General features: G+C 56.6%; 20 protein-coding genes. 15 read left to right on the top strand and 5 right to left on the bottom strand.

The genetic code is table 11. The annotated features are described in order from the left end of the window. The first annotated feature begins 150 nt into the window (after positions 1 to 150). From ACVDG4_RS12545 to eda, 8 genes are all read left to right on the top strand, one after another. On the top strand, positions 151 to 1,470 hold the full coding sequence (locus ACVDG4_RS12545; RefSeq protein WP_447235313.1) for an ROK family transcriptional regulator: 1,320 nt from the start codon (positions 151 to 153) through the stop codon (positions 1,468 to 1,470). A gap of 25 nt (positions 1,471 to 1,495) precedes the next feature. Continuing rightward, positions 1,496 to 2,512 carry a sugar ABC transporter substrate-binding protein gene (locus tag ACVDG4_RS12550; RefSeq protein WP_133946435.1) on the top strand — a complete coding sequence of 339 codons (1,017 nt, stop codon included), beginning with the start codon at positions 1,496 to 1,498 and terminating at the stop codon, positions 2,510 to 2,512. A 79-nt stretch (positions 2,513 to 2,591) separates the two neighbouring features. After that, the gene (locus ACVDG4_RS12555) at positions 2,592 to 3,674 is read left to right on the top strand and encodes an ABC transporter permease (RefSeq protein ID WP_306149057.1); all 1,083 of its coding nucleotides are present in this window, start codon (positions 2,592 to 2,594) and stop codon (positions 3,672 to 3,674) included. After that, positions 3,650 to 4,447: an ATP-binding cassette domain-containing protein gene (locus ACVDG4_RS12560; RefSeq protein ID WP_209174135.1), complete on the top strand. Its 798-nt coding sequence runs from the start codon at positions 3,650 to 3,652 to the stop codon at positions 4,445 to 4,447. The genes ACVDG4_RS12555 and ACVDG4_RS12560 overlap by 25 nt, the downstream gene beginning before the upstream one ends. A 31-nt stretch (positions 4,448 to 4,478) precedes the next feature. After that, complete coding sequence (locus ACVDG4_RS12565; RefSeq protein ID WP_447235314.1) at positions 4,479 to 5,426, top strand: carbohydrate kinase family protein; 948 nt, start codon at positions 4,479 to 4,481, stop codon at positions 5,424 to 5,426. Between the two features lie 98 nt (positions 5,427 to 5,524). Next, complete coding sequence (zwf, locus tag ACVDG4_RS12570; protein WP_447235315.1) at positions 5,525 to 7,000, top strand: glucose-6-phosphate dehydrogenase; 1,476 nt, start codon at positions 5,525 to 5,527, stop codon at positions 6,998 to 7,000. 139 nt (positions 7,001 to 7,139) lie between these two features. Next, entirely contained in the window at positions 7,140 to 8,960 is a 1,821-nt protein-coding gene (edd, locus tag ACVDG4_RS12575; RefSeq protein WP_447235316.1) for a phosphogluconate dehydratase, read from the top strand. Positions 8,961 to 8,969: 9 nt separating this feature from the next. Then, the gene (gene eda, locus ACVDG4_RS12580) at positions 8,970 to 9,608 is read left to right on the top strand and encodes a bifunctional 4-hydroxy-2-oxoglutarate aldolase/2-dehydro-3-deoxy-phosphogluconate aldolase (RefSeq protein ID WP_447235317.1); all 639 of its coding nucleotides are present in this window, start codon (positions 8,970 to 8,972) and stop codon (positions 9,606 to 9,608) included. 39 nt (positions 9,609 to 9,647) lie between these two features. On the opposite strand, the gene ACVDG4_RS12585 is transcribed toward eda, so the two are convergent. Further along, on the bottom strand, positions 9,648 to 10,214 hold the full coding sequence (locus ACVDG4_RS12585) for a PilZ domain-containing protein (RefSeq protein WP_447235318.1): 567 nt from the start codon (positions 10,212 to 10,214) through the stop codon (positions 9,648 to 9,650). A 267-nt stretch (positions 10,215 to 10,481) separates the two neighbouring features. On the opposite strand from ACVDG4_RS12585, the gene ACVDG4_RS12590 reads away from it, so the two are divergent. The 5 genes from ACVDG4_RS12590 to ACVDG4_RS12610 all read left to right on the top strand — a co-directional run bounded on the left by ACVDG4_RS12590 (position 10,482) and on the right by ACVDG4_RS12610 (position 14,274). Continuing rightward, positions 10,482 to 11,270: a delta-class carbonic anhydrase gene (locus tag ACVDG4_RS12590; RefSeq protein WP_447235319.1), complete on the top strand. Its 789-nt coding sequence runs from the start codon at positions 10,482 to 10,484 to the stop codon at positions 11,268 to 11,270. Between the two features lie 141 nt (positions 11,271 to 11,411). Next, complete coding sequence (gene pgi / locus ACVDG4_RS12595) at positions 11,412 to 13,049, top strand: glucose-6-phosphate isomerase (protein ID WP_447235320.1); 1,638 nt, start codon at positions 11,412 to 11,414, stop codon at positions 13,047 to 13,049. A gap of 255 nt (positions 13,050 to 13,304) precedes the next feature. After that, positions 13,305 to 13,574, top strand: a complete 270-nt coding sequence (locus ACVDG4_RS12600; protein WP_428524091.1) for a YMGG-like glycine zipper-containing protein — start codon at positions 13,305 to 13,307, stop codon at positions 13,572 to 13,574. Positions 13,575 to 13,631: 57 nt separating this feature from the next. Beyond that, a complete protein-coding gene (locus tag ACVDG4_RS12605) occupies positions 13,632 to 13,901 on the top strand; it encodes a YMGG-like glycine zipper-containing protein (protein WP_133946415.1) in 270 nt (89 codons plus the stop codon). Positions 13,902 to 14,001: 100 nt separating this feature from the next. After that, on the top strand, positions 14,002 to 14,274 hold the full coding sequence (locus ACVDG4_RS12610) for a YMGG-like glycine zipper-containing protein (protein ID WP_447235321.1): 273 nt from the start codon (positions 14,002 to 14,004) through the stop codon (positions 14,272 to 14,274). A 76-nt stretch (positions 14,275 to 14,350) separates the two neighbouring features. On the opposite strand, the gene ald is transcribed toward ACVDG4_RS12610, so the two are convergent. Further along, a complete protein-coding gene (gene ald / locus ACVDG4_RS12615; RefSeq protein WP_447235322.1) occupies positions 14,351 to 15,490 on the bottom strand; it encodes an alanine dehydrogenase in 1,140 nt (379 codons plus the stop codon). A gap of 180 nt (positions 15,491 to 15,670) precedes the next feature. On the opposite strand from ald, the gene ACVDG4_RS12620 reads away from it, so the two are divergent. Both ACVDG4_RS12620 and ACVDG4_RS12625 read left to right on the top strand, forming a co-directional pair. Beyond that, the gene (locus ACVDG4_RS12620) at positions 15,671 to 16,156 is read left to right on the top strand and encodes an Lrp/AsnC family transcriptional regulator (RefSeq protein ID WP_040452332.1); all 486 of its coding nucleotides are present in this window, start codon (positions 15,671 to 15,673) and stop codon (positions 16,154 to 16,156) included. An 85-nt stretch (positions 16,157 to 16,241) separates the two neighbouring features. Next, positions 16,242 to 17,129: an SMP-30/gluconolactonase/LRE family protein gene (locus ACVDG4_RS12625; protein ID WP_447235323.1), complete on the top strand. Its 888-nt coding sequence runs from the start codon at positions 16,242 to 16,244 to the stop codon at positions 17,127 to 17,129. A 610-nt stretch (positions 17,130 to 17,739) separates the two neighbouring features. Here the strand turns inward: ACVDG4_RS12625 and ACVDG4_RS12630 are convergent. From ACVDG4_RS12630 to ACVDG4_RS12640, 3 genes are all read right to left on the bottom strand, one after another. Beyond that, a complete protein-coding gene (locus ACVDG4_RS12630; RefSeq protein WP_447235324.1) occupies positions 17,740 to 18,324 on the bottom strand; it encodes a hypothetical protein in 585 nt (194 codons plus the stop codon). A 99-nt stretch (positions 18,325 to 18,423) separates the two neighbouring features. Then, positions 18,424 to 19,239: an oxygen-dependent tRNA uridine(34) hydroxylase TrhO gene (trhO, locus tag ACVDG4_RS12635; RefSeq protein WP_209174160.1), complete on the bottom strand. Its 816-nt coding sequence runs from the start codon at positions 19,237 to 19,239 to the stop codon at positions 18,424 to 18,426. Between the two features lie 138 nt (positions 19,240 to 19,377). Next, on the bottom strand, positions 19,378 to 19,746 hold the full coding sequence (locus ACVDG4_RS12640; RefSeq protein WP_447235325.1) for a RebB family R body protein: 369 nt from the start codon (positions 19,744 to 19,746) through the stop codon (positions 19,378 to 19,380). Positions 19,747 to 19,887: the final 141 nt, after the last annotated feature.

Consider the following 19,887-nt stretch of genomic DNA (forward strand, 5'->3'; position numbering starts at 1 on the left):
AATCACCTACCGCAGGACAGCAACGAAACGCTGCGGCGCAGCACGGAAATCGAATTGACAGTTTCCCGAATGGCGAGAATAATTTTTCCAAAATAAATAATTATGGTCTTGCAGTGAAAGCGGACCCGGAATGACAGAGGGAGGAGGCCAATGGATGAAATCCGGAAAAGCGGCCGCGGTTCGAATTCTGTCCAGCTGAGACGCTATAACGAGCGGATCGTCTTACAGATATTGCGGCGCGCGGGAGAAGCGTCGAAGGCCGAACTCGCCCGGGCTGTGCAACTGACGAATGCGGCTATTGGCGCGATCATTCAGACCCTCATCGAAGAGGGCCTCATCGTGGAAGCTGGCAAACGCCATGATGGCAGCCGAGGTCAGCCCGCGACAATTCTGAAACTCGCGCCGCGGGGCGCATTTTCCTTTGGCGTTCGTCTGGACCGGACGAGCCTGGAAACAGTGCTGATGGATTTTTCCGGTCAGATCATCAATCGCCGAACGCATGAGATGATCCTGCCGGAGCCCGCAATAGCCCTTACGATCCTGACTGATGACCTGGAACAGTTGCGGGAAGACCTAAGCGAGGGAGAACAGGATCGCATAACTGGCATCGGGCTTGCTCAGCCCTTTAATCTTGGCGCATGGCTCCATGAACTCGGCTTGCCTGAGGCGCATTTCAAGGACTGGGAAGACTACGATCTTGCGAGCGCCCTTGAAGAGGAAACCGGTCTTCCGGTCTTCAGCGAAAACGACGGCACGGCAGCCGCTGTTGCAGAGCTTTTTTATGGTGTTGGGCGTCAGAACGACAACTTTCTCTACCTGTTCCTGGGACCCGCAATTGGCGGCGGCTTGGTGATGAACGGTGATGTCGTTCGCGGCGTTTCCGGCAATGCTGGTGACGTTGCGATGATCCCGGTTCCGCCGAGCAAATTGCCGACCGCCAACGCTCCGCGTCAGGAATGGGACTTGCTCCTGGCAAGGGCCAGCCTGGTTGCTCTCGCCCGGCATATGTCACCGGAAAACTTTTCCAATTTGAGCCGCACTGATTTGCGCCAGGCCATAGAGGCAGCAGACGACAAGGCACGCGAATGGACAGAAGACTGTGTCAGCGCACTCGCCGTTGCGCTCCGCTCAGCCTTTGCGATCCTAGACATGCCTCTGGTCGTTTTGGACAGTGACCTCGGGAATGATTTCAACACAAGCTTTGCAGAAGCGATGGCGTCAGCTGTTGCAGATGCAGCGCCGGAGAGCCGGACCTCGCCGCAGATGGCAACCGGCAGCTTCGGACAGGATGCCGGTGCCGTCGGCGCGGCCAGCCTGCCACAGTTTTTCAACTTCTCGCCCCGGACAGCGATCCTTACTGGAGGCAGGTCACTTGGACCTGCCGGATCTGGCCGGAGCGAAGACCGTGCCGGTTTTCCGGCGCGAGCAGCACGGTTGGGGTCACATCTGGCCACACCCAACCGTGTTTAGAAACAGGCCAGGGAGGAAACATACAATGATCCGCAAACTACTCGCGACCGGTTCCGTTCTTGCCGCAATGGCAGCGACACCGGCCATGGCGGCTGACCTGTCCGCCTGCCTGATCACCAAAACGGACACCAACCCGTTTTTCGTGAAGATGAAAGAAGGCGCGACGGCAAAAGCCGAAGAACTCGGCATTGAACTGAAGTCTTTCGCTGGCAAGGTCGATGGCGACCACGAGACCCAGGTTGCAGCGATTGAAACCTGCATCGCAGATGGCGCCAAAGGTATTCTGCTGACGGCATCCGACACCTCTTCCATCGTACCTGCTGTCCAGCAAGCGCGCGACAATGGACTTCTGGTCATTGCACTCGACACACCGCTGAACCCGATCGACGCAGCCGATGCCACGTTTGCAACCGACAATTTCCTGGCCGGTGAACTGATCGGCAAATGGGCGGCCGGTTCGCTTGGCGATGAGGCGGCAAATGCCAAGATCGCAATGCTTGATCTTGCCATCAGCCAACCAACTGTCGGCGTGTTGCGCGACCAAGGCTTCCTTCAGGGCTTCGGCATCGATCTTGGCGATCCGAACAAGTGGGGCGATGAGACCGATCCGCGGATCGTCGGCAACGATGTCACGCAGGGCAACGAAGAAGGCGGCCGCCGGGCAATGGAAAACCTGCTCGCCAAAGATCCGATGATCAACGTCGTCTACACGATCAATGAACCGGCTGCAGCCGGCGCCTATGAAGCTCTCAAGTCAATTGGCCGAGAAAACGATGTTCTGATCGTCTCCGTCGACGGTGGCTGCCCAGGTGTTCAAAACGTCAAGGATGGCGTCATTGGCGCAACCTCGCAGCAATATCCGCTGTTGATGGCCTCACTCGGCATCGAAGCCATCAAGGAGTGGGCGGACAACGGCAACAAGCCGGAACCGACACCGGGCAAGGACTTCTTTGACACCGGTGTTGCACTTGTCACCGACAAGCCGGTGGACGGCGTTGAATCCATCGACACCACCGAAGGCACAAATCTTTGCTGGGGCTAAACCGGTAAAGATGCAAGCGAAGCGAAAGGGGCAAGGCCGCCTTGCCCCTTTTACAACAGGCGCATAGAGGGAAACGGGCATGACCTCAGAAACGAAGACGGATCGCGGCCCTGCAGAGTTTGAATCTGCAGCATCAAAAGGCCCGCAATCCGTTGCCGAATTCGACGATCACCACCAGACCATCGGCCAGAAGATCCAGCATACTCTGCATCAGACGCCGTCCTTGGTGCCCCTGATCGTGCTGCTGTTGTCCATATTGATTTTTGGACTGTTGCTGGGTTCGAAGTTCTTCTCTCCCTTCGCCATGACGCTGATCCTCCAACAAGTTCAGATCGTCGGTATTGTGGCCGCAGCCCAAAGCATCGTGATCCTAACAGCGGGCATTGACCTGTCGGTTGGCGCGATCATGGTTCTGTCGTCTGTGGTCATGGGGCAATTCACATTCCGCTACGGACTTCCCGTTGAAGTCGCCATTGCAGCTGGACTCATTTGCGGAACGATCTGCGGCTACATCAACGGCTTCCTCGTGGCTGTCGTCAAACTGCCGCCGTTCATCGTGACGCTTGGTATGTGGCAGATCGTTCTTGCGACCAACTTTCTCTATTCGGCAAATGAGACCATTCGCTCACAGGAAATCGCCGAACAGGCGCCCCTCCTTCAGTTCTTTGGCAATAAGGTTACCGTTGGTGGAGCGATATTCACCTACGGCGTGATCTTCATGGTGCTTCTGGTGCTGGTGCTGGCTTACGTATTGCGCCAAACCGCCTGGGGCCGGCACGTATATGCCATCGGTGATGATCCTGAGGCCGCGCAATTGTCCGGGGTTCAGGTCAAACGCGTGCAGATTTCCGTCTACATGCTCTCAGGACTGATCTGTGCCTTTGCCGGCTGGGCAATGATCGGGCGGATCGGCTCCGTCTCACCGACAACCGGTCAGCTGGCCAATATCGAATCCATCACGGCTGTGGTGATTGGCGGGATCTCGCTGTTCGGTGGACGCGGGTCGATCCTTGGAACCCTGTTCGGGGCCTTGATTGTTGGCGTCTTCACGCTTGGGCTGCGTCTGCTCGGGGCAGATGCCCAATGGACCTATCTCCTGATCGGCCTTCTCATCATCGCTGCGGTTGCCGTGGACCAATGGATCAGAAAGGTATCTGTCTGATGGAACCTGTTCTTCAAGCAAGCAATCTGGTCAAACGCTACGGCCGTGTCGTTGCCATGGACCATGCCGACTTCGAACTCTATCCGGGTGAAATCCTGGCCGTGATTGGCGACAACGGTGCCGGCAAATCGACCTTGATCAAGGCGCTCAGTGGCGCAGTTTTGCCGGATGAAGGAGAAATCCGGCTCGACGGCAAACAGGTGCATTTCCATTCGCCTATCGATGCGCGATCTGCCGGGATCGAAACCGTCTACCAGACGCTCGCTATGTCTCCGGCCTTGTCAATCACCGACAACATGTTCATGGGCCGCGAGCTGCGCAAACCAGGCTTCCGCGGCAAATGGCTCCGCCAACTCGATCATAAAAAAATGGAACAGATTGCCCGGGACAAATTGAACGAGCTCGGCCTTTTGACCATTCAAAACATCAACCAGGCCGTCGAGACCCTCTCCGGCGGCCAGCGCCAAGGGGTGGCGGTAGCCCGTGCGGCAGCGTTCGGCTCGAAAGTTGTCATCATGGACGAACCCACCGCGGCCCTTGGTGTGAAGGAAAGCCGGCGGGTTCTGGAGTTGATCAAGGACGTGAAAGCGCGCGGTCTGCCGATTGTTCTGATCAGCCACAACATGCCGCACGTTTTCGAAGTCGCAGACCGTATTCACATCCACCGGCTTGGCCGGCGCGCCTGCGTGATCAAGCCGGACGACTTTTCCATGTCGGACGCCGTCGCGATCATGACCGGTGCCATGGATCCGCCGGAAGACATGGCGGCGTGAGCATCCGGCGACGAAAAGAATAGGACCAACAATGTATTTGATTTGCGGTGAAGCCTTGTTTGATCTCTTTGGGGCGGACACCTCGGGAACTAGCGTCGGCTTTGACGGCCGGATCGGCGGATCGCCCTTCAACGTCGCCATGGGGCTTGCCCGTCTCGGCGACGACGCCGCGTTTTTCGGCTGCATATCGAACGACGTCCTTGGCGAGAAGCTGGTCGGGAAACTGAGAGTCGAAGGGGTTTCCGACCGCTTTGTTGTGCGCAGCGACAATCTGACGACCCTGAGCCTGGTTCAACAGGATCCTGACGGGCAACCCGCCTATACATTCTATGGCGCCAATGCGGCTGACAGGATGATAACCGAAGCGGATCTCCCGGTTTTCGAGGTTCCGCCGTCGTTCATTCACATCGGGTCTTATACCGCGCTTACAGAGCCTGTAGCCTCGGCGCTGAAAAGCCTGATCGCCAGGGAGCATGCACGGTGCCTCATCTCCTTTGACCCCAATATCCGGCCCACTGTGGTCGCCGATATGGAAAAGTGGCGGACCAACACAACCGCGATTGTTCCTTACACTGACGTCATCAAAGTCAGCGATGAAGACCTCGCTTTGATCGCCCCGGGAGAACCTGTCGAGGCGATTGCTCGTGATTGGCTTGCAGAAGGCGCCAAGCTGGTGATTGTCACGCGCGGGAAAGACGGGGCCTCCGCCTACACAGATCAATCCGAAGCAAGTGTGCCCGGCGTTGCAGTCGACGTGGTTGACACTGTCGGCGCCGGGGACACCTTTCAGGCAGCTCTATTGTCTGGACTGAAAATACTGGGTGCAAACAACCGCGAGGGCCTCACGGCGCTCGACCCTGCGCAACTCACACGGTTGCTCACATTTTGCACTCAAGCCGCAGCAATCACCTGTTCGCGGCGCGGGGCCGATCTCCCAACCAAGGCTGATCTTGAAAAAGAGGGCTGCTCTTTGGTTTGAGGGGCTGACAAGAGAATTAAATCGATTTAAAAGACATCCGAATGTCACGATGCTTAGACTAGAACGGCGAAATTCGCCGGCTTGGAAGGGATAGGAACATGGCGGTCCGCGTCATTGAAGTAGCCGAATTCGATCTGGTTGTGTTCGGTGCCTCCGGAGACCTTGCACATCGCAAGCTGTTGCCGGCCCTTTACCACCGGGATGCGGACGGACAAATGCCCGATAACGCGCGGATCATTGCCAGCGCGCGCCGTGACTATTCGGACGATGACTATCGCGACTACGCTCGAAAGGCCTTGAAGGAGCATGTGTCCGACCTCGACGACGCGCATCTGGAAAAATTCCTGAAACGCATCCGGTACGTGAAAATCGACATCGGGACCGGTGAAGGCTTCGAAGATCTCAAGACCGTTCTGGAAGAACGTGAGGGTGTCATCCGTGCGTTCTACCTTGCTGTCGGCCCGGACCTCTTTGGCACCATATGCGAAAATCTCGGCAAGATCGGCGTTGTGAACACCCATTCCCGCGTGGTTATGGAAAAGCCGATCGGCAAAGACGGCGCATCGGCCAAGGCATTGAACGCAACCGTCGGCGCAGTGTTCAACGAAGACCAGATCTTCCGGATCGACCACTATCTTGGCAAGGAAACCGTGCAGAACCTTATGGCTCTGCGGTTCGCCAACGCCCTGTTCGAGCCCCTTTGGAATGCGGCTCACATTGACCACGTTCAAATTACAGTCGCCGAGTCGCTGGGGACCGGAGGCCGGGCTGGTTATTATGATACAGCTGGCGCACTTCGGGACATGGTCCAGAACCACATTCTCCAGCTTTTGTGCCTGGTGGCCATGGAACCGCCAGAGTCCATGAATGCCGACAGTGTGCGCGATGAAAAACTGAAGGTTCTGAAAGCCCTCGCCCCGATTGGCGAGCACAATGCCGACAAACTGACTGTCCGCGGCCAATACCGCGCCGGAGCATCAGCCGGTGGCGCAGTTCCAGGTTATCTGGAAGAGCTTGGCAATGATCAAAGCGGGACGGAAACCTTCGTGGCCCTGAAAGCGGACATTGCCAACTGGCGTTGGGCCGGTGTGCCGTTCTACTTGCGCACTGGCAAACGCCTCGCCCAACGGGTTTCCGAGATCGTCGTTCAGTTCCGCCCCATTCCACACTCGATCTTCGACGAGGAAGCCGGTGCGATCACTGCAAACCGCCTCATCATACGCCTTCAGCCAGACGAAGGCGTACAGATGAAGGTGATGATTAAGGACCCGGGCCCAGGCGGCATGCGCCTGCGCCAGGTGCCACTGGACATGAGCTTCGCCGAAGCCTTCAAGGTCCGGAACCCGGATGCCTATGAACGGCTAATTATGGATGTGATCCGCGGCAACCAGACCCTTTTCATGCGCCGCGACGAAGTCGATGCAGCCTGGGCTTGGATTGATCCAATTCAGGCAGCCTGGGCAGCTTCCAAGGAAACGCCAAAGGGGTACACGGCCGGAACATGGGGCCCATCGGCTTCCATTGCCCTGGTTGAACGCGACGGCCGTACCTGGGCGGAAGACGAACTGGTTTAAGCGAAAGAACACTGCGCCTTAACAGCGCTCTTTTCTGGAATTTAAATCGATTAAATGACACAAACAGTCATTACGCTCTATCTAGAGAGTTGAGAGAGAGACCGGCTTCAACACTGCCGGAGGATGAGGGAGACAAGCCATGGCCATCACGGATCGTGTCGGCGAGGTCACCGAACGGATCGTCAAACGCAGCCACGACAGTCGAAGTGCCTATCTCGAACGCATCGGCAAGGCTGCAGACCAAGGCCCGCAGCGTTCGAGATTGTCCTGCGGCAACCTTGCCCACGGATTTGCCGCGTGCGGCCTGTCCGATAAAGCTGCCTTGTCCGGTGATTTGGTACCGAACCTCGGCATAATCACCGCATACAACGACATGTTGTCCGCCCATCAGCCTTATGAGACCTATCCCGACCTGATCCGGCAGGCAGCGCGGGAGGTCGGAGCGGTGGCGCAGGTCGCAGGCGGCGTACCGGCCATGTGCGATGGGGTCACCCAAGGCCAGGACGGCATGGAGTTGTCCCTGTTCTCGCGCGATGTGATTGCTATGGCGGCAGCTGTCGGCCTGTCGCACCAGATGTTTGATGCGGCCGTGTTTCTCGGCATCTGCGACAAGATCGTGCCTGGCCTCACGATAGCAGCTCTGTCTTTCGGCCATCTGCCGGCTGTCTTCATTCCGGCAGGCCCAATGACCACAGGGATCTCGAACGACGAGAAAGCGAAGGTCCGCCAGCTCTATGCGGAAGGCAAGGTTGGCCGTGACGCGCTTTTGGAATCTGAGTCAAAGGCCTACCACTCTCCCGGCACCTGTACGTTTTACGGCACAGCAAATTCCAACCAGATGCTGATGGAAATCATGGGCCTGCACATGCCGGGGGCATCTTTCGTCAATCCGGGCACGCCACTCCGCGAAGCTTTGACCAAGGAAGCAGCCAAACGCGCACTAGCCATCTCGGCCCTTGGCAATGAGTTCACCCCTGCCGGTGAAATCATCAACGAAAAAGCCATCGTCAACGGGGTTGTCGGCCTCCACGCCACCGGCGGCTCAACGAACCACACAATGCACTTGGTGGCGATGGCCGCAGCGGCCGGGATCCAGCTGACCTGGGACGATATCTCGGATCTTTCGGATGTGGTTCCGCTGCTTGCGCGCGTGTATCCGAACGGAAAAGCCGACGTGAACCACTTCCAGGCAGCCGGCGGTCTTGCATTCCTGATCCGCGAACTCTTGGGCGACGGATACCTCCATCAGGATGTGAAAACAGTCTACGGCAGTGATCTCTCCGGCTACACGGTCGAAGCCAAACTCGACGCGGACGGCAATGTCATCCGGGACCCCGCCCCGCAAATCTCCGGCGATGAGACGGTTCTGGCACCGGCCGACAAAGCATTCCAGCCGACGGGTGGTCTCAAAATGCTGACCGGAAACATCGGCAAAGCGGTGATCAAAATCTCTGCAGTTGCCAAAGAGCGCCATATCATTGAGGCCCCGGCTCGCGTCTTTCACTCGCAGGAAGACTTCCTGACAGCATTTTCCAACAAGGAACTCAATGGAGACGTTGCAGCTGTTGTCCGGTTCCAGGGCCCAAAAGCCTGCGGCATGCCGGAGCTTCACAAGCTGACCCCATCCCTTGGCATCCTTCAGGACCGTGGTCATAAAGTTGCGCTCATTACGGATGGCCGCATGTCCGGCGCATCGGGCAAGGTTCCAGCGGCTATTCACGTGACACCGGAAGCTGCCAATGGTGGCCCAATCGCAAAGATCCAGGACGGTGACCTCATCCGCATCAATGCGGTTACCGGTGAACTGACCGTTCTCGTTGATGAGGCCGAGTTCGATGCACGACCGGTTGCACAAGAGGACCTAAGCCATCATCAATTCGGTGTTGGCCGCGACTTGTTTGCCGCCTTCAGGGCCAATGTCGGCACCGCTGATGCCGGCGCGCATGTTTTTGATGTTTAAGGAAAGATAATGGGACAAGATATTTCAAAAATCGAAGCGGTCATGACAGCGGCACCGGTGATCCCGGTTCTGGTGGTCGAAGACCCGAAAAAAGCTGTCCCGATGGCAGAGGCTCTGGTTCGCGGCGGATTGCCGGCCATCGAAATCACACTCCGCACTCCGCATGCCCTGGAAGCAATTGCTGCGGTCAATGAAAACGTGGAAGGCGCGATCGTTGGGGCTGGAACCGTCCTGACGCCTCAGCAGTATGACGCCGTTGTTTCTACTGGCGCGCGGTTTGTTGTTTCACCCGGAGCGACGGACACGCTTTTGGACGCCGCTCATGAACACAGTGTGCCGCTGTTGCCGGGCGCAGCCACAGCCTCGGAAGTCATGAAGCTTCTGGAACGCGGTTACGAACGGCTGAAATTCTTTCCGGCGGAACAAGCAGGTGGGGCGCCGTACCTGAAGTCTCTGTCATCACCCTTGGCTGCCGCCAAATTCTGCCCCACTGGCGGCGTCAGCCTCGAAAAAGCATCCGACTACTTGAAACTACCAAACGTCTTGTGCGTGGGTGGTTCGTGGATTGCGGATGCAAAGGCAATCGCTTCAGAAGACTGGGGTGGGATTGAGGAACGGGCGCGGGCGGCATCCCAACTCGGCAAATAGCAGATCGACCGGTGAACCCCGCTGCTCGGCAGATGTTTTTTAGGCCGAGACTGCCTCTGATTCCGGCGCCTCGTCCTCATCGCCATCGACCTTACGGTCCCAAAGAAGGCGCAGCCCACCGGATGTGTCATTCCGCCAGGCAAATTCGGCAACGACAGGCTTGCCGAATTTTTTCATGGTCAACAGCACCTCTTCCGGCAAAGCCGGCAGGCTTTTCGCCATAACGCGGCAACCGTTGTTACCCGCGTCCACGATCGTGCCAGAAATCTCGGTGATCCCCTCAAAGTCGGAAATCTTTACCGGAATGCTGACGTTGTTCCGTTTCTCCCGGCGTTTATCGGAGAAACTTTCAGTCGATTTCACAAACAGGACGGCCGCATCAGAGTCCTTGCGGGACGTAATCTGACATTTGACGAGCTTGTCGGAATCTTTCGGACGAATACCGATATTCTTGCTCAGCTCCTGAATGTCGGGAGAAGTCAGGCGGCATCCCCATTCCCCGACATTAGAAACAACACCACTGATCACTGACAGATTGTCAAAATCTACAACGAGAACCTCTTCTTCGGCCTCGGGTTTATCCTGCAAGTGCGCAAGTGCATTCATTACCGCCTCCAACAACCCTTTTTACTTAAGGTTATTATCATTTCAAATCGCTTAACATCTTCAATTTTAGGTGCTTGATCTCAAAGGCAATTGGCACTTACCCTGAGGTTCGTGGCCGCCGACCCTTTTGGACTTGCAGAAACTCCCCCACACCAGAGTTCGGCCCGGAATGAAAGTACATCCCATCTTCTAGGAATTCAGGTTGCCGAAGACCTCACTCCGTCCAATGAACTGGCGTATTTTCATCCAATACAGATGGAGACGAATATGACAGCGTATTTTATGGCTCCGATTGCAGCCTTGGCTCTTCTTACGGTTCCCGTCGCGGCGAATGCAGAGAACCTTTGTCAGGGATATGGCCCGCAAACGCCGCGCGATATCTCAAACACGGCCGGCACAAATACCGCCACGGTCGCTTTTGCGCCGGAAGCAGCAACACTCAACCTGTGTAATTTGCATACCCATACGAATGCTGAACACAAGGGACCGGGTTTCTCAGTTTTTGTCGACGACAGCGACCATGGGGGATATCGCTGCAACGAAACTGACACGTTGACCGAAGCCGAGCTTGCGGCACCAGAGTCCGAAGCCTTTCATGGCGTTAAACCAGGCGACACAATTGAAGTTCACTGGGTCTTTTCCTCTTGCGACGTATCACCGGGAAAAGGTCTCGGCTCCTGTCTAAGCGACTCCTGCGTAAATCCGCAACTGCGTGTCGAAGCCCAAACATTCCTAGTCGTCAATGATTCAAACGCCCTGAATTTCATGGACTTCGCTTACCAGGACAACATCGTCAACGGCCTCCATCAGCCAAAAGCGCTGCCCACAGGCACAGGGTCTCCTGTCACCTTTATTGGCTCAACGACGGGCCCCAGCTACACTCAGGCAAAATGCTCGCCGTTCCAGGTAACTTGGAGCGTCCGCCCACAATGCGCCAAGGTCGACATCAATTCCCTGAACGCCTGGGCAGAAGCGGGAAACATTTTTCAGGAAGATCATTCTCATGGTGTCCGCCAATTGGTGACCGCCGAAGAACTGCTTGCGCCGATCAACTGACCTTTGCTCGCCGGCCAGCTGCTGGCCGGCACCCACTTCCGGCAATCGTATCTTTCAGGATCAAGGCAGCTGTGCTATCTGAAGCAGCGACATTCAAATTGCCCAGAAATACGGGGCCTAAATCGATTTAAGGAGAGCCGTGTGACGCTCGAAACGACCTTCACCATGCTCGCTCAGCAAGCCGAGACCCTGTCCGCGACCTCTCTTCGAAACATGTTTCAACAAGACCCAGACCGGTTTGCGAAGTTTTCCGCACGCTGTGACGATCTTCTGCTCGATTATTCAAAAATCAAACTGGATGCCAAGACCCTGGAGCTGTTGCTGCAAGCCGCGCGCGGGGCGCAAGTCGACGTAAAACGGACTGCAATGTTTTCGGGTGAAAAGATCAACGCCACCGAACACCGCGCCGTCCTGCACACGGCCCTGCGCAACCAGTCCACCGATCCGGTTCTGGTCGACGGCGCAGATGTGATGCCAGACATTCGCGCGGTCCTTGATGCGATGGCCGATTTCTCGGAGGCTGTAAGATCCGGGGACCTGACATCTTCAGCCGGAACCGCTTTCACCGATGTCGTCAACATCGGCATTGGCGGGTCGGATCTTGGTCCCGCAATGACCACTTTGGCGCTCGCCCCCTATCATGATGGGCCGGAGCTCCATTACGTTTCCAATGTCGACGGTGCGCACATTGCCGACACGCTGGAGAAGCTGGATCCAGCTTCAACCCTGATCATCGTGGCGTCCAAGACATTCACCACGGTTGAAACGATGACCAACGCGCAGACGGCGCGCAAATGGATCGCAGATGCTCTGGGTGAAGAAGCTGTTGGTGCGCATTTCGCTGCCGTCTCAACAGCCCTCGACAAGGTCGAAGCCTTCGGGATCGACGAAACACGCGTTTTCGGTTTCTGGGACTGGGTCGGCGGCCGATATTCGATCTGGTCGGCCATTGGTCTGCCGTTGATGATCGCAATCGGGCCGGACGCCTTCAACGAGTTTCTGGAAGGCGCATATGCGATGGATCTGCATTTCCAGGATGCACCGATGGAAGAGAACCTTCCCATTTTGATGGCCCTGATCGGGATTTGGCACCGCAACGTTTTGGGCTATGGCGCACGTGCCGTTCTCCCATACGATCAGCGTCTTGCCCGGCTTCCTGCTTACTTGCAGCAACTTGACATGGAATCCAACGGCAAGCGGGTCAAATTGGACGGCACATTGGTCGACACTGACACCGGCCCGCTCGTTTGGGGAGAACCCGGCACCAACGGTCAGCACGCATTTTATCAGCTGCTTCATCAGGGCACGACCGTAATCCCATGCGAGTTCCTGATCGCGGCTCGAGGTCATGAAGACGACCTGACGCATCAGCACGAGCTCTTGATCTCCAATTGTTTGGCACAATCGGAAGCGTTGATGCTTGGCCGAACACTTGAAGAGGCCGCAGCGCAACTCTCATCGGCAGGCCTCGATGACGATGAAGTCGCACGCCTGGCGCCACATAAGGTTTTTCCGGGCGACCGGCCGTCACTGACGCTCGTCTATAACGAACTGACGCCTTTCGCACTCGGCCGATTGATTGCCCTTTACGAGCACCGTGTCTTTGTTGAAGGCGTGATCTGGGGCATCAACTCCTTCGACCAATGGGGTGTGGAACTGGGCAAGGAGTTGGCAACGGCTCTGTTGCCAATGGTCAAAGGCGAAGCTGAACCTGTGACAAAAGACTCCTCGACAAAAGGATTGCTTGCCGCACTGCAATCAGCAAGCGCAAACGCCTGACGAATTGGTGAATTGGGCGCAGGCAGGACCACAAGGCCATACTTTCGCCTCACCGCACAGGTCTTTGTGCATCAATAGAGGCCTGCGTGCTTTGCGAATTCCATAGGGCATGACAACAACCACGACTTATGTGGCGATTGCCGGTTTGGCAAAACCAACTTACGCTATGTTCATTGATTTACGCTCCGTGATTCGCCATTGTGGAGCGAAAAGAGAGGTGCCGGCAGGCGTCCTTATAATGAGGAGATCTCAGTTATGAAAAAGCTTGTTTTGCTCGCAGGCATCGCCCTTGCCTTGGCCGGGTGCCAATCTGACAGTTCGCGCGATCGCGCACTTGTCGGCGGCGGTCTTGGCGCGGCAACCGGCGCTGCAATTGGCGCAGCAGCCACGGGCGATGTCGGCGGCGCACTTGTTGGTGCGGCGATCGGCGGCGCCGGCGGCGCGATTGTTGGCAGCGCAACAACACCGAAAAATTGCGTAGCGTATGACCGCTACGGCAATCCATACCGGGTAGCCTGCCCGTAACCTTTGAACATGTCCGGCCACGAACATGCAGTGCACTGAAAAAATGAGAAATAGACGATGAAAAAACTCTTCTTGGTCGCAGCAACCGCTGCCCTTCTTGCCGGTTGCCAGTCCAGCAGCCAGACAGATCGTGCCCTCGTCGGCGGCGGTTTGGGTGCAGCGACCGGCGCTGTGATCGGCGCGGCGACAGGCGGCGGCGCGGGTGCAGCGCTCGCAGGTGCTGCGATTGGTGGCGCCGGCGGTGCCGTTGTCGGTGCGGCGACAGCTCCGAAAAACTGCGTTGCCTACGACCAGTACGGCAACCCATACCGGGTCGTTTGCCCTTAAGACGGCTGCACTGGGCGTTGGATAACCGACCTCGTTAAGAGTTGGTTAACCATCGCCCTTTCACCCTAGGCGAACCTGTTTATTTTAAGGAGCGCCCGGGATGAAGCCCGCCATTGCCCTGTTATCGCTGACCCTTTTGCTTGCTGGATGCGCCAACACGGAAAGCCAGCGGGACAGGATGCTGATCGGCGCAGGTCTCGGAGCGGCAACAGGGGCGACAATTGGTGCTGCTGCGGGGTCAACCAGCGGCGCAGCATTTGCTGGAGCAGCCTTGGGTGCAATTGGCGGCGGTTTGATCGGCGTGGTGACGTCTCCACGCAACTGCGTGGCGCGCGACCCGGAAGGCACGCCCTACACCATCCCCTGCCCCTGAATACGGCACTACTGATGAACACATAAAGGCCAGCCCAATTGGGCTGGCCTTTTCTGCTTTATTGCTTCGAACCAGCTTAAGCCGCTTGGCTTGTAGCCACCGAATTCAGAGCGCTTTCCGGGTCGACATAGTCATATCCCAGTGCGTTCGCCACAGCTTCGCAGGTGACTTTGCCCTGGTGAACGTTCAAACCCGGAAGGAAGTTTGCATCATCCAGCAACGCTTTCTTCGCACCCTTGTCGGCGAGCGCCAGAGCGAACGGCAGCGTGGCATTGTTCAGCGCATAGGTCGAAGTCCGTGGGACTGCGCCTGGCATGTTGGCAACGCAGTAGTGCACAACCTCATCAACGATGTAGGTCGGCTCTGAATGCGTGGTCGCCTTGGATGTTTCAAAGCAGCCACCCTGGTCGATCGCAACATCGACAACGACAGAGCCTGGCTTCATCTTGCTGATCATGTCGGCAGTTACCAGCTTCGGCGCTGCCGCACCTGCAACCAGAACGGCGCCAACGACGATATCAGCGGCAAGAACCTGCTTCTCGAGGGCTGCTTTGGTTGAGTAGACGGTTTTGAGCGCGGAACCGAAGGTCTGCGACAGGTTGGACAGAACCTGCGTATTCCGGTCCAGAACAGTTACATCCGCACCGAGGCCCAACGCCATGGTGATGGCATGCGAACCCACAACGCCGCCGCCAATTACAACGACCTTGGCAGGCTCAACACCCGGAACACCACCAACGAGGACACCGGAGCCGCCGTTAATCTTCTCAAGGCATTTCGCACCAGCTGTGACAGACAAACGGCCGGCAACTTGAGACATCGGAACCAGAAGCGGCAGGCCGCCTTTGGAATCCACAACAGTTTCGTAGGCAATACAGGTCGCCCCGGACTTCACCAGATCAGCCGTCTGAGCCGCATCGGGCGCGAGATGCAGATAGGTGAACAGGATATGGTGCGGGCGCAGCATGGCGCGCTCAACAGCCTGCGGCTCCTTCACCTTGATGATCATTTCGGCAGCGTCGAAGATTTCCTGAGCGGTTGCGAGGATTTTGGCACCGCTGGCTTCGTAGTCGGCATCGCTGGCACCGATCCCGGCTCCAGCATTCTTTTCAACAAACACCTCATGGCCATGAGCTGTCATCTCGTGAACGCTGTCCGGCGTCAAACCGACCCGGAATTCGTTGTTTTTGATTTCCTTTGGCACGCCAATCCGCATGATCCGTCTCCTCTGGTGCGGCTTGTTTATTGTTTTTGATAATACCACTGAGAAAGACGCAGGTGCTTGCGTTCAAGGCCTCCCGAAGAGCGATTTATGCAATTTTATTGCGTGATATTTCCCGTTGATCAAATTATGTGGTACCAACGAAAGAACCAATCGAATTATGTGCGGCGCAACATGATCCTCGACAGACTTGACCGAAAGATACTCAACGTTCTGCAGCGTGATGGGCGGATCGCCAATGCAGACCTTGCCGAGAAGATCGGCCTGTCGCCCTCTGCCTGCCTGCGTCGCATGCGGGCGCTGGAAGAAGCCGGTGTCATCGACAGTTACGTAGCTCTGCTCGACCAGCGAAAACTCGGCCGGCGGATGGACGTGTTCGTTGAAATCTCACTGACCGGCCAATCCAAGGAAACACTGGAGAGTTTTGAACGGGCCGTTGCCCGCTCTGAAGAGATCATGGAGTGTTTCCTGATGGCGGGCGATGCTGATTACATCCTGCGCCTGACTGCAGCGGACCCGATTGATTTTGAGCGCATTCACAGGGATCACCTATCGCAGCTCCCGGGCGTGTTGCGGATGAAATCGTCCTTTGCCATCCGCCCGATCGTCAAACGCACCGCCCTCCCCTTATCCGAAACAGCGGACGCAGCAGACCGGTAGGCTGTGTATGTGAGGCTATCGACGTTCCGGTTCTTGCCCGCTATAGTCGCGACCCTTCTTAGAGGCTTTACAGGAACCCCGTCTGGTGTCCCACACGATTACCCGTTTTCTTGATACGACTTACCAACTTGCTGAATGTCCAACCTGGGACGAGCGCACCAACAGGCTGCTTTGGGCCGATATCCAAGGGCGCAGCATTCAATCGATGGATTGGGACACACGCGCCATCACCACATGGCAATTCGACAACGAAGTCGGGTCCTTCGGCCTGTGCGATGATGGTCGGCTGATTGTTAGTGTCTGGGACAAAGTGGTTCTGTTCGATCCTCAAACCGGCACTCAAGAGGTTTTGGCCGAGATCGAATCCGACAAACCTCAAACGCGGTTGAACGACGGGAAGGTTGGACCGGACGGTGCTTTCTGGGTAGGCACAATGGACACAAGCTCCCCGCGGGAACCGATCGCCGGTCTTTACCGAGTCGACAGCAGTGGTGAGGTCGCAGAAATCCGGGACGAACTGCAGTGCTCGAACGGCCTCGCCTGGACGCCGGACGGCGACTACATGTACCACTCCGACACGTCACCGGGATGGATCGAGTGTTACGCCTTTGATGCGGCGACCGGCTCTTTGGGCGCGAAAATGTTGTTCGCGCAGCAAACCAACGCCACAGGTCGGCCGGATGGCGCAACGGTCGATGCCAACGGCAATTACTGGAGTGGCGGGGTTTCGTCCGGCGTGGTCAATTGTTTTGCGCCGAACGGCGAATTGCTGGAGGCGATCAAGATGCCCGTGCAACGGCCGACCATGCCCTGCTTTTGCGGGCCAGACCTTGATCATTTGATCGTTACCAGCATCAAGCAGCCGTCCGATCCGACCTCCGTCGAACCGGATACATTGTCCGGTGGATTGTTCCTGATCGAAGGCCACGGTCAGACTGGCTTGAAGACCTATCGCTTCAAAACCACTCAATAGAACCGGAATTCAAGACCCGAGCTTGGGCCCCTGAGGCAGCATCAGAAGTTGCTGTAGATCCGGGCGTTTCGAGTGCAGTCGCGAGCGCTCACGCGTTTCAATACCGTCCGTGCCGGCTGTATTAGCGTGTTCTGGACAACGGTCTGATAGACTGCTGGCCTGTGCACCTTGCAAAGGACCTGCCGTCCGTTGATGGTTTGGTATTCCCAACGTGTGTGGGCCCGATGGGTCATGATTGTCCGTTTGATGTTTTTATAGACCGCAGGCTGGTGAACTTTTTCGTAGCAGGCCTTTGTCGTGCTGCTGCCAAATGCTGGCCCCGCCCCCAGAACGGCCGCTGCCAAGACTATCACTTTGACGCTGTTTGGATACCGCATACTGTTTCCCTGTCTTGAAGTGACTGAAAAGACCGCTTCACCCTAGGAAAAATCTTGTTTGAGAGAAAGCAATTCTCCGAATTCTACTTAAGGCTTTCCTGCGACGCCTCCAATGCATGGCAAATTGCAATGATCCATGCTTAACTCGCTCTTTCCAAATTGGCGGAGAAAGAGTTAAAGCGTCTTGGAGATACTGACTTCTGCCGCCGGCCGCCGACTTAGTCCTATGTAGCCTAGCGGCAGCCTTTTGCCCTGATCGGTTGCCATACCGTGCGAGCCGGTTGTACCAACACATTCCGGCTCACCGTCCGATAGACGGCTGGCTTTTGTACACGGTGTGAGGTTGCCGGTTGTATCAGCACCTTTTCCTTCACGTGGCTGTAAACGGCAGGATGTCGTACCGCGACTTTTGAAGCCGGCTTCACCAGTACGCGCTGCGATGCCGTCTGATACACAGCTGGATAGTGCACCTTGCACAAGATCCGGCGACCTTTGATCGTCCGGTACTCCCAGCCACTAGACGCCGGCTTCACTTGCACCTTGTGATGCTGTGTCTGGTAGACGGCAGGACTGGTGCGATACGTGACGCGCTCCGGCTGAACAAGCACACGGCGGGTTTGATACGCATACTTTGCAGGTTGCTGAACCACATAACTGCTGGCGGCTTGAACCAGAACATGCTCATTGACCGTCTTGTACACGGCGGGCACCACGGCCTGTTCATAGCAAGACGATGCATACCCGCCCGCTATTGCGGCATTTAGCGCGAGTGGGCAAAACACGAGCGCGGTAACCGCGCTCCAGAAGGTGCGACGCATAACATTCCCCCAGTCTGGCGCAAGTTGGCGCCTGCCCTGTGACAGTAGGGAAGCTTCACTTGGGGGAAAAGCAAAAAGTTAACAGCTGTTAACTTTTCTTCAGCCTGTCTTTGAAAGGTCCTGTTGCGCCGGCCCTTTCTCATAATCGGTGTCTTCATTGATGATATGCCGTGCTTCTTCCGGCACCCATTCACCCCACCGTGGCTCCAGTTTATGATCGACCGAAACACGGTCATCGAACACGAAGCACTCGCCCTTCCAAAGACTTTTGTCTTCCGGCACTTTCTCCAGATAGTTCAAAATGCCACCTTCCAGGTGGTAGACGTCCTCAAAACCGTTCTTGAGCATCCAAGCCGTTGCTTTCTCGCAGCGGATCCCACCGGTGCAGAACATGGCAACCTTTGGCTTGGTTTTCAGGTTTTCCTGATCGTGCACCCACTCCGGAAATTCGCGGAAAGACTGAGTTTCCGGATTGACCGCACCTTCGAACGTTCCGAATGCATACTCGTAATCGTTCCGCGTATCGATAACGACCACACCCGGCTCTGAAATCAGCGCATTCCAGTCTTCAGGTTTGACGTACTCGCCCACGACTTCGTTCGGATCTATGTTGTCGACCGCAAGCCGGACGATTTCCTGCTTCAAACGCACTTTCATACGTTTGAAAACATGGCGGTGTGTCCAGGACTCTTTGTGCGTGAGCTCTGCGAGACGCGGATCGGACCGCAAGTATTCAAGGACAGCACGTACACCCGCTTCAGGACCGCAAATGGTGCCGTTGATGCCTTCGGACGCGAGTAGAATGCTGCCGCGCACATCTTGAGAGACGCAGAACGTTTTGAGCGGATCCCGCATCTCCTCGAAATCATCGAGCGGCGTAAAATAATAGAGGGCTGCGACAAGAAAGTCGTTCATGGGGCTTTGTCTTTTTGTTTGAAAGGCGCCATCGGGCCAGGCCCGTTTGGCGCCCTCTATACAGCGACAGCCCCCTGCCTGAAAAGTCCGCAGTTTCTCGGACCCCTCAGAAACAACCGTCAAGGCGACCGCTGGCGGTTATTGAACCGCGGTTTTTAGGGCCTTCAAAAGGTCTAGGAGATCTTGATCCGGGTTTTCGGCTACCGCGGCAGCAGCGCTGCTGCTTTCGGTGACCTTGTGCAGCTGCGCGATGCCGGCTTTCAATGCGCTTTGGGCCAGTTGGGTCTGCTGTTGCTGCGTCGCCACCGCATTTTCATACAAGATGCTAAGCGAGTTTGCGTTGGAAACATATAGACTGGCCACTGCAACAGCGGGAGACAGTCCAAGAACGAGATCATTGAGACTTGCCGCCTCGCCGATCTTGGCCAGGGTCTCCATGTCAGCTTCAAGGGTATTTAAAGGCACATCAGCCGATTGCTCCGGCTGCGCTTGAGATTTGCTTGGCATGATATCTTCCTTCACTAGCCGGATCATCCGGTCTGGAGGGGCTTCACCTGCCCTCAACGCCTTATCCCGATGGATTCACTCTTTTGGATGCGCCCAATATTCATCAGGGTTACCGGGATGAGGTCGCAGGAAGTATCAACC

The sequence above is a fragment of the Roseibium sp. MB-4 genome, from assembly GCF_053005265.1.

Excerpts from the sequence above, each read along its gene's own strand:
- ACVDG4_RS12545 (WP_447235313.1), top strand. The coding sequence starts at position 151 with ATGGATGAAATCCGGAAAAGCGGCCGCGGTTCGAATTCTGTCCAGCTG.
- ACVDG4_RS12550 (WP_133946435.1), top strand. The coding sequence starts at position 1,496 with ATGATCCGCAAACTACTCGCGACCGGTTCCGTTCTTGCCGCAATGGCA.
- ACVDG4_RS12555 (WP_306149057.1), top strand. The coding sequence starts at position 2,592 with ATGACCTCAGAAACGAAGACGGATCGCGGCCCTGCAGAGTTTGAATCT.
- ACVDG4_RS12560 (WP_209174135.1), top strand. The coding sequence starts at position 3,650 with ATGGATCAGAAAGGTATCTGTCTGATGGAACCTGTTCTTCAAGCAAGC.
- ACVDG4_RS12565 (WP_447235314.1), top strand. The coding sequence starts at position 4,479 with ATGTATTTGATTTGCGGTGAAGCCTTGTTTGATCTCTTTGGGGCGGAC.
- zwf (WP_447235315.1), top strand. The coding sequence starts at position 5,525 with ATGGCGGTCCGCGTCATTGAAGTAGCCGAATTCGATCTGGTTGTGTTC.
- edd (WP_447235316.1), top strand. The coding sequence starts at position 7,140 with ATGGCCATCACGGATCGTGTCGGCGAGGTCACCGAACGGATCGTCAAA.
- eda (WP_447235317.1), top strand. The coding sequence starts at position 8,970 with ATGGGACAAGATATTTCAAAAATCGAAGCGGTCATGACAGCGGCACCG.
- ACVDG4_RS12585 (WP_447235318.1), bottom strand. The coding sequence starts at position 10,214 with ATGAATGCACTTGCGCACTTGCAGGATAAACCCGAGGCCGAAGAAGAG.
- ACVDG4_RS12590 (WP_447235319.1), top strand. The coding sequence starts at position 10,482 with ATGACAGCGTATTTTATGGCTCCGATTGCAGCCTTGGCTCTTCTTACG.
- ACVDG4_RS12600 (WP_428524091.1), top strand. The coding sequence starts at position 13,305 with ATGAAAAAGCTTGTTTTGCTCGCAGGCATCGCCCTTGCCTTGGCCGGG.
- ACVDG4_RS12605 (WP_133946415.1), top strand. The coding sequence starts at position 13,632 with ATGAAAAAACTCTTCTTGGTCGCAGCAACCGCTGCCCTTCTTGCCGGT.
- ACVDG4_RS12610 (WP_447235321.1), top strand. The coding sequence starts at position 14,002 with ATGAAGCCCGCCATTGCCCTGTTATCGCTGACCCTTTTGCTTGCTGGA.
- ald (WP_447235322.1), bottom strand. The coding sequence starts at position 15,490 with ATGCGGATTGGCGTGCCAAAGGAAATCAAAAACAACGAATTCCGGGTC.
- ACVDG4_RS12620 (WP_040452332.1), top strand. The coding sequence starts at position 15,671 with ATGATCCTCGACAGACTTGACCGAAAGATACTCAACGTTCTGCAGCGT.
- ACVDG4_RS12630 (WP_447235324.1), bottom strand. The coding sequence starts at position 18,324 with ATGCGTCGCACCTTCTGGAGCGCGGTTACCGCGCTCGTGTTTTGCCCA.
- trhO (WP_209174160.1), bottom strand. The coding sequence starts at position 19,239 with ATGAACGACTTTCTTGTCGCAGCCCTCTATTATTTTACGCCGCTCGAT.
- ACVDG4_RS12640 (WP_447235325.1), bottom strand. The coding sequence starts at position 19,746 with ATGCCAAGCAAATCTCAAGCGCAGCCGGAGCAATCGGCTGATGTGCCT.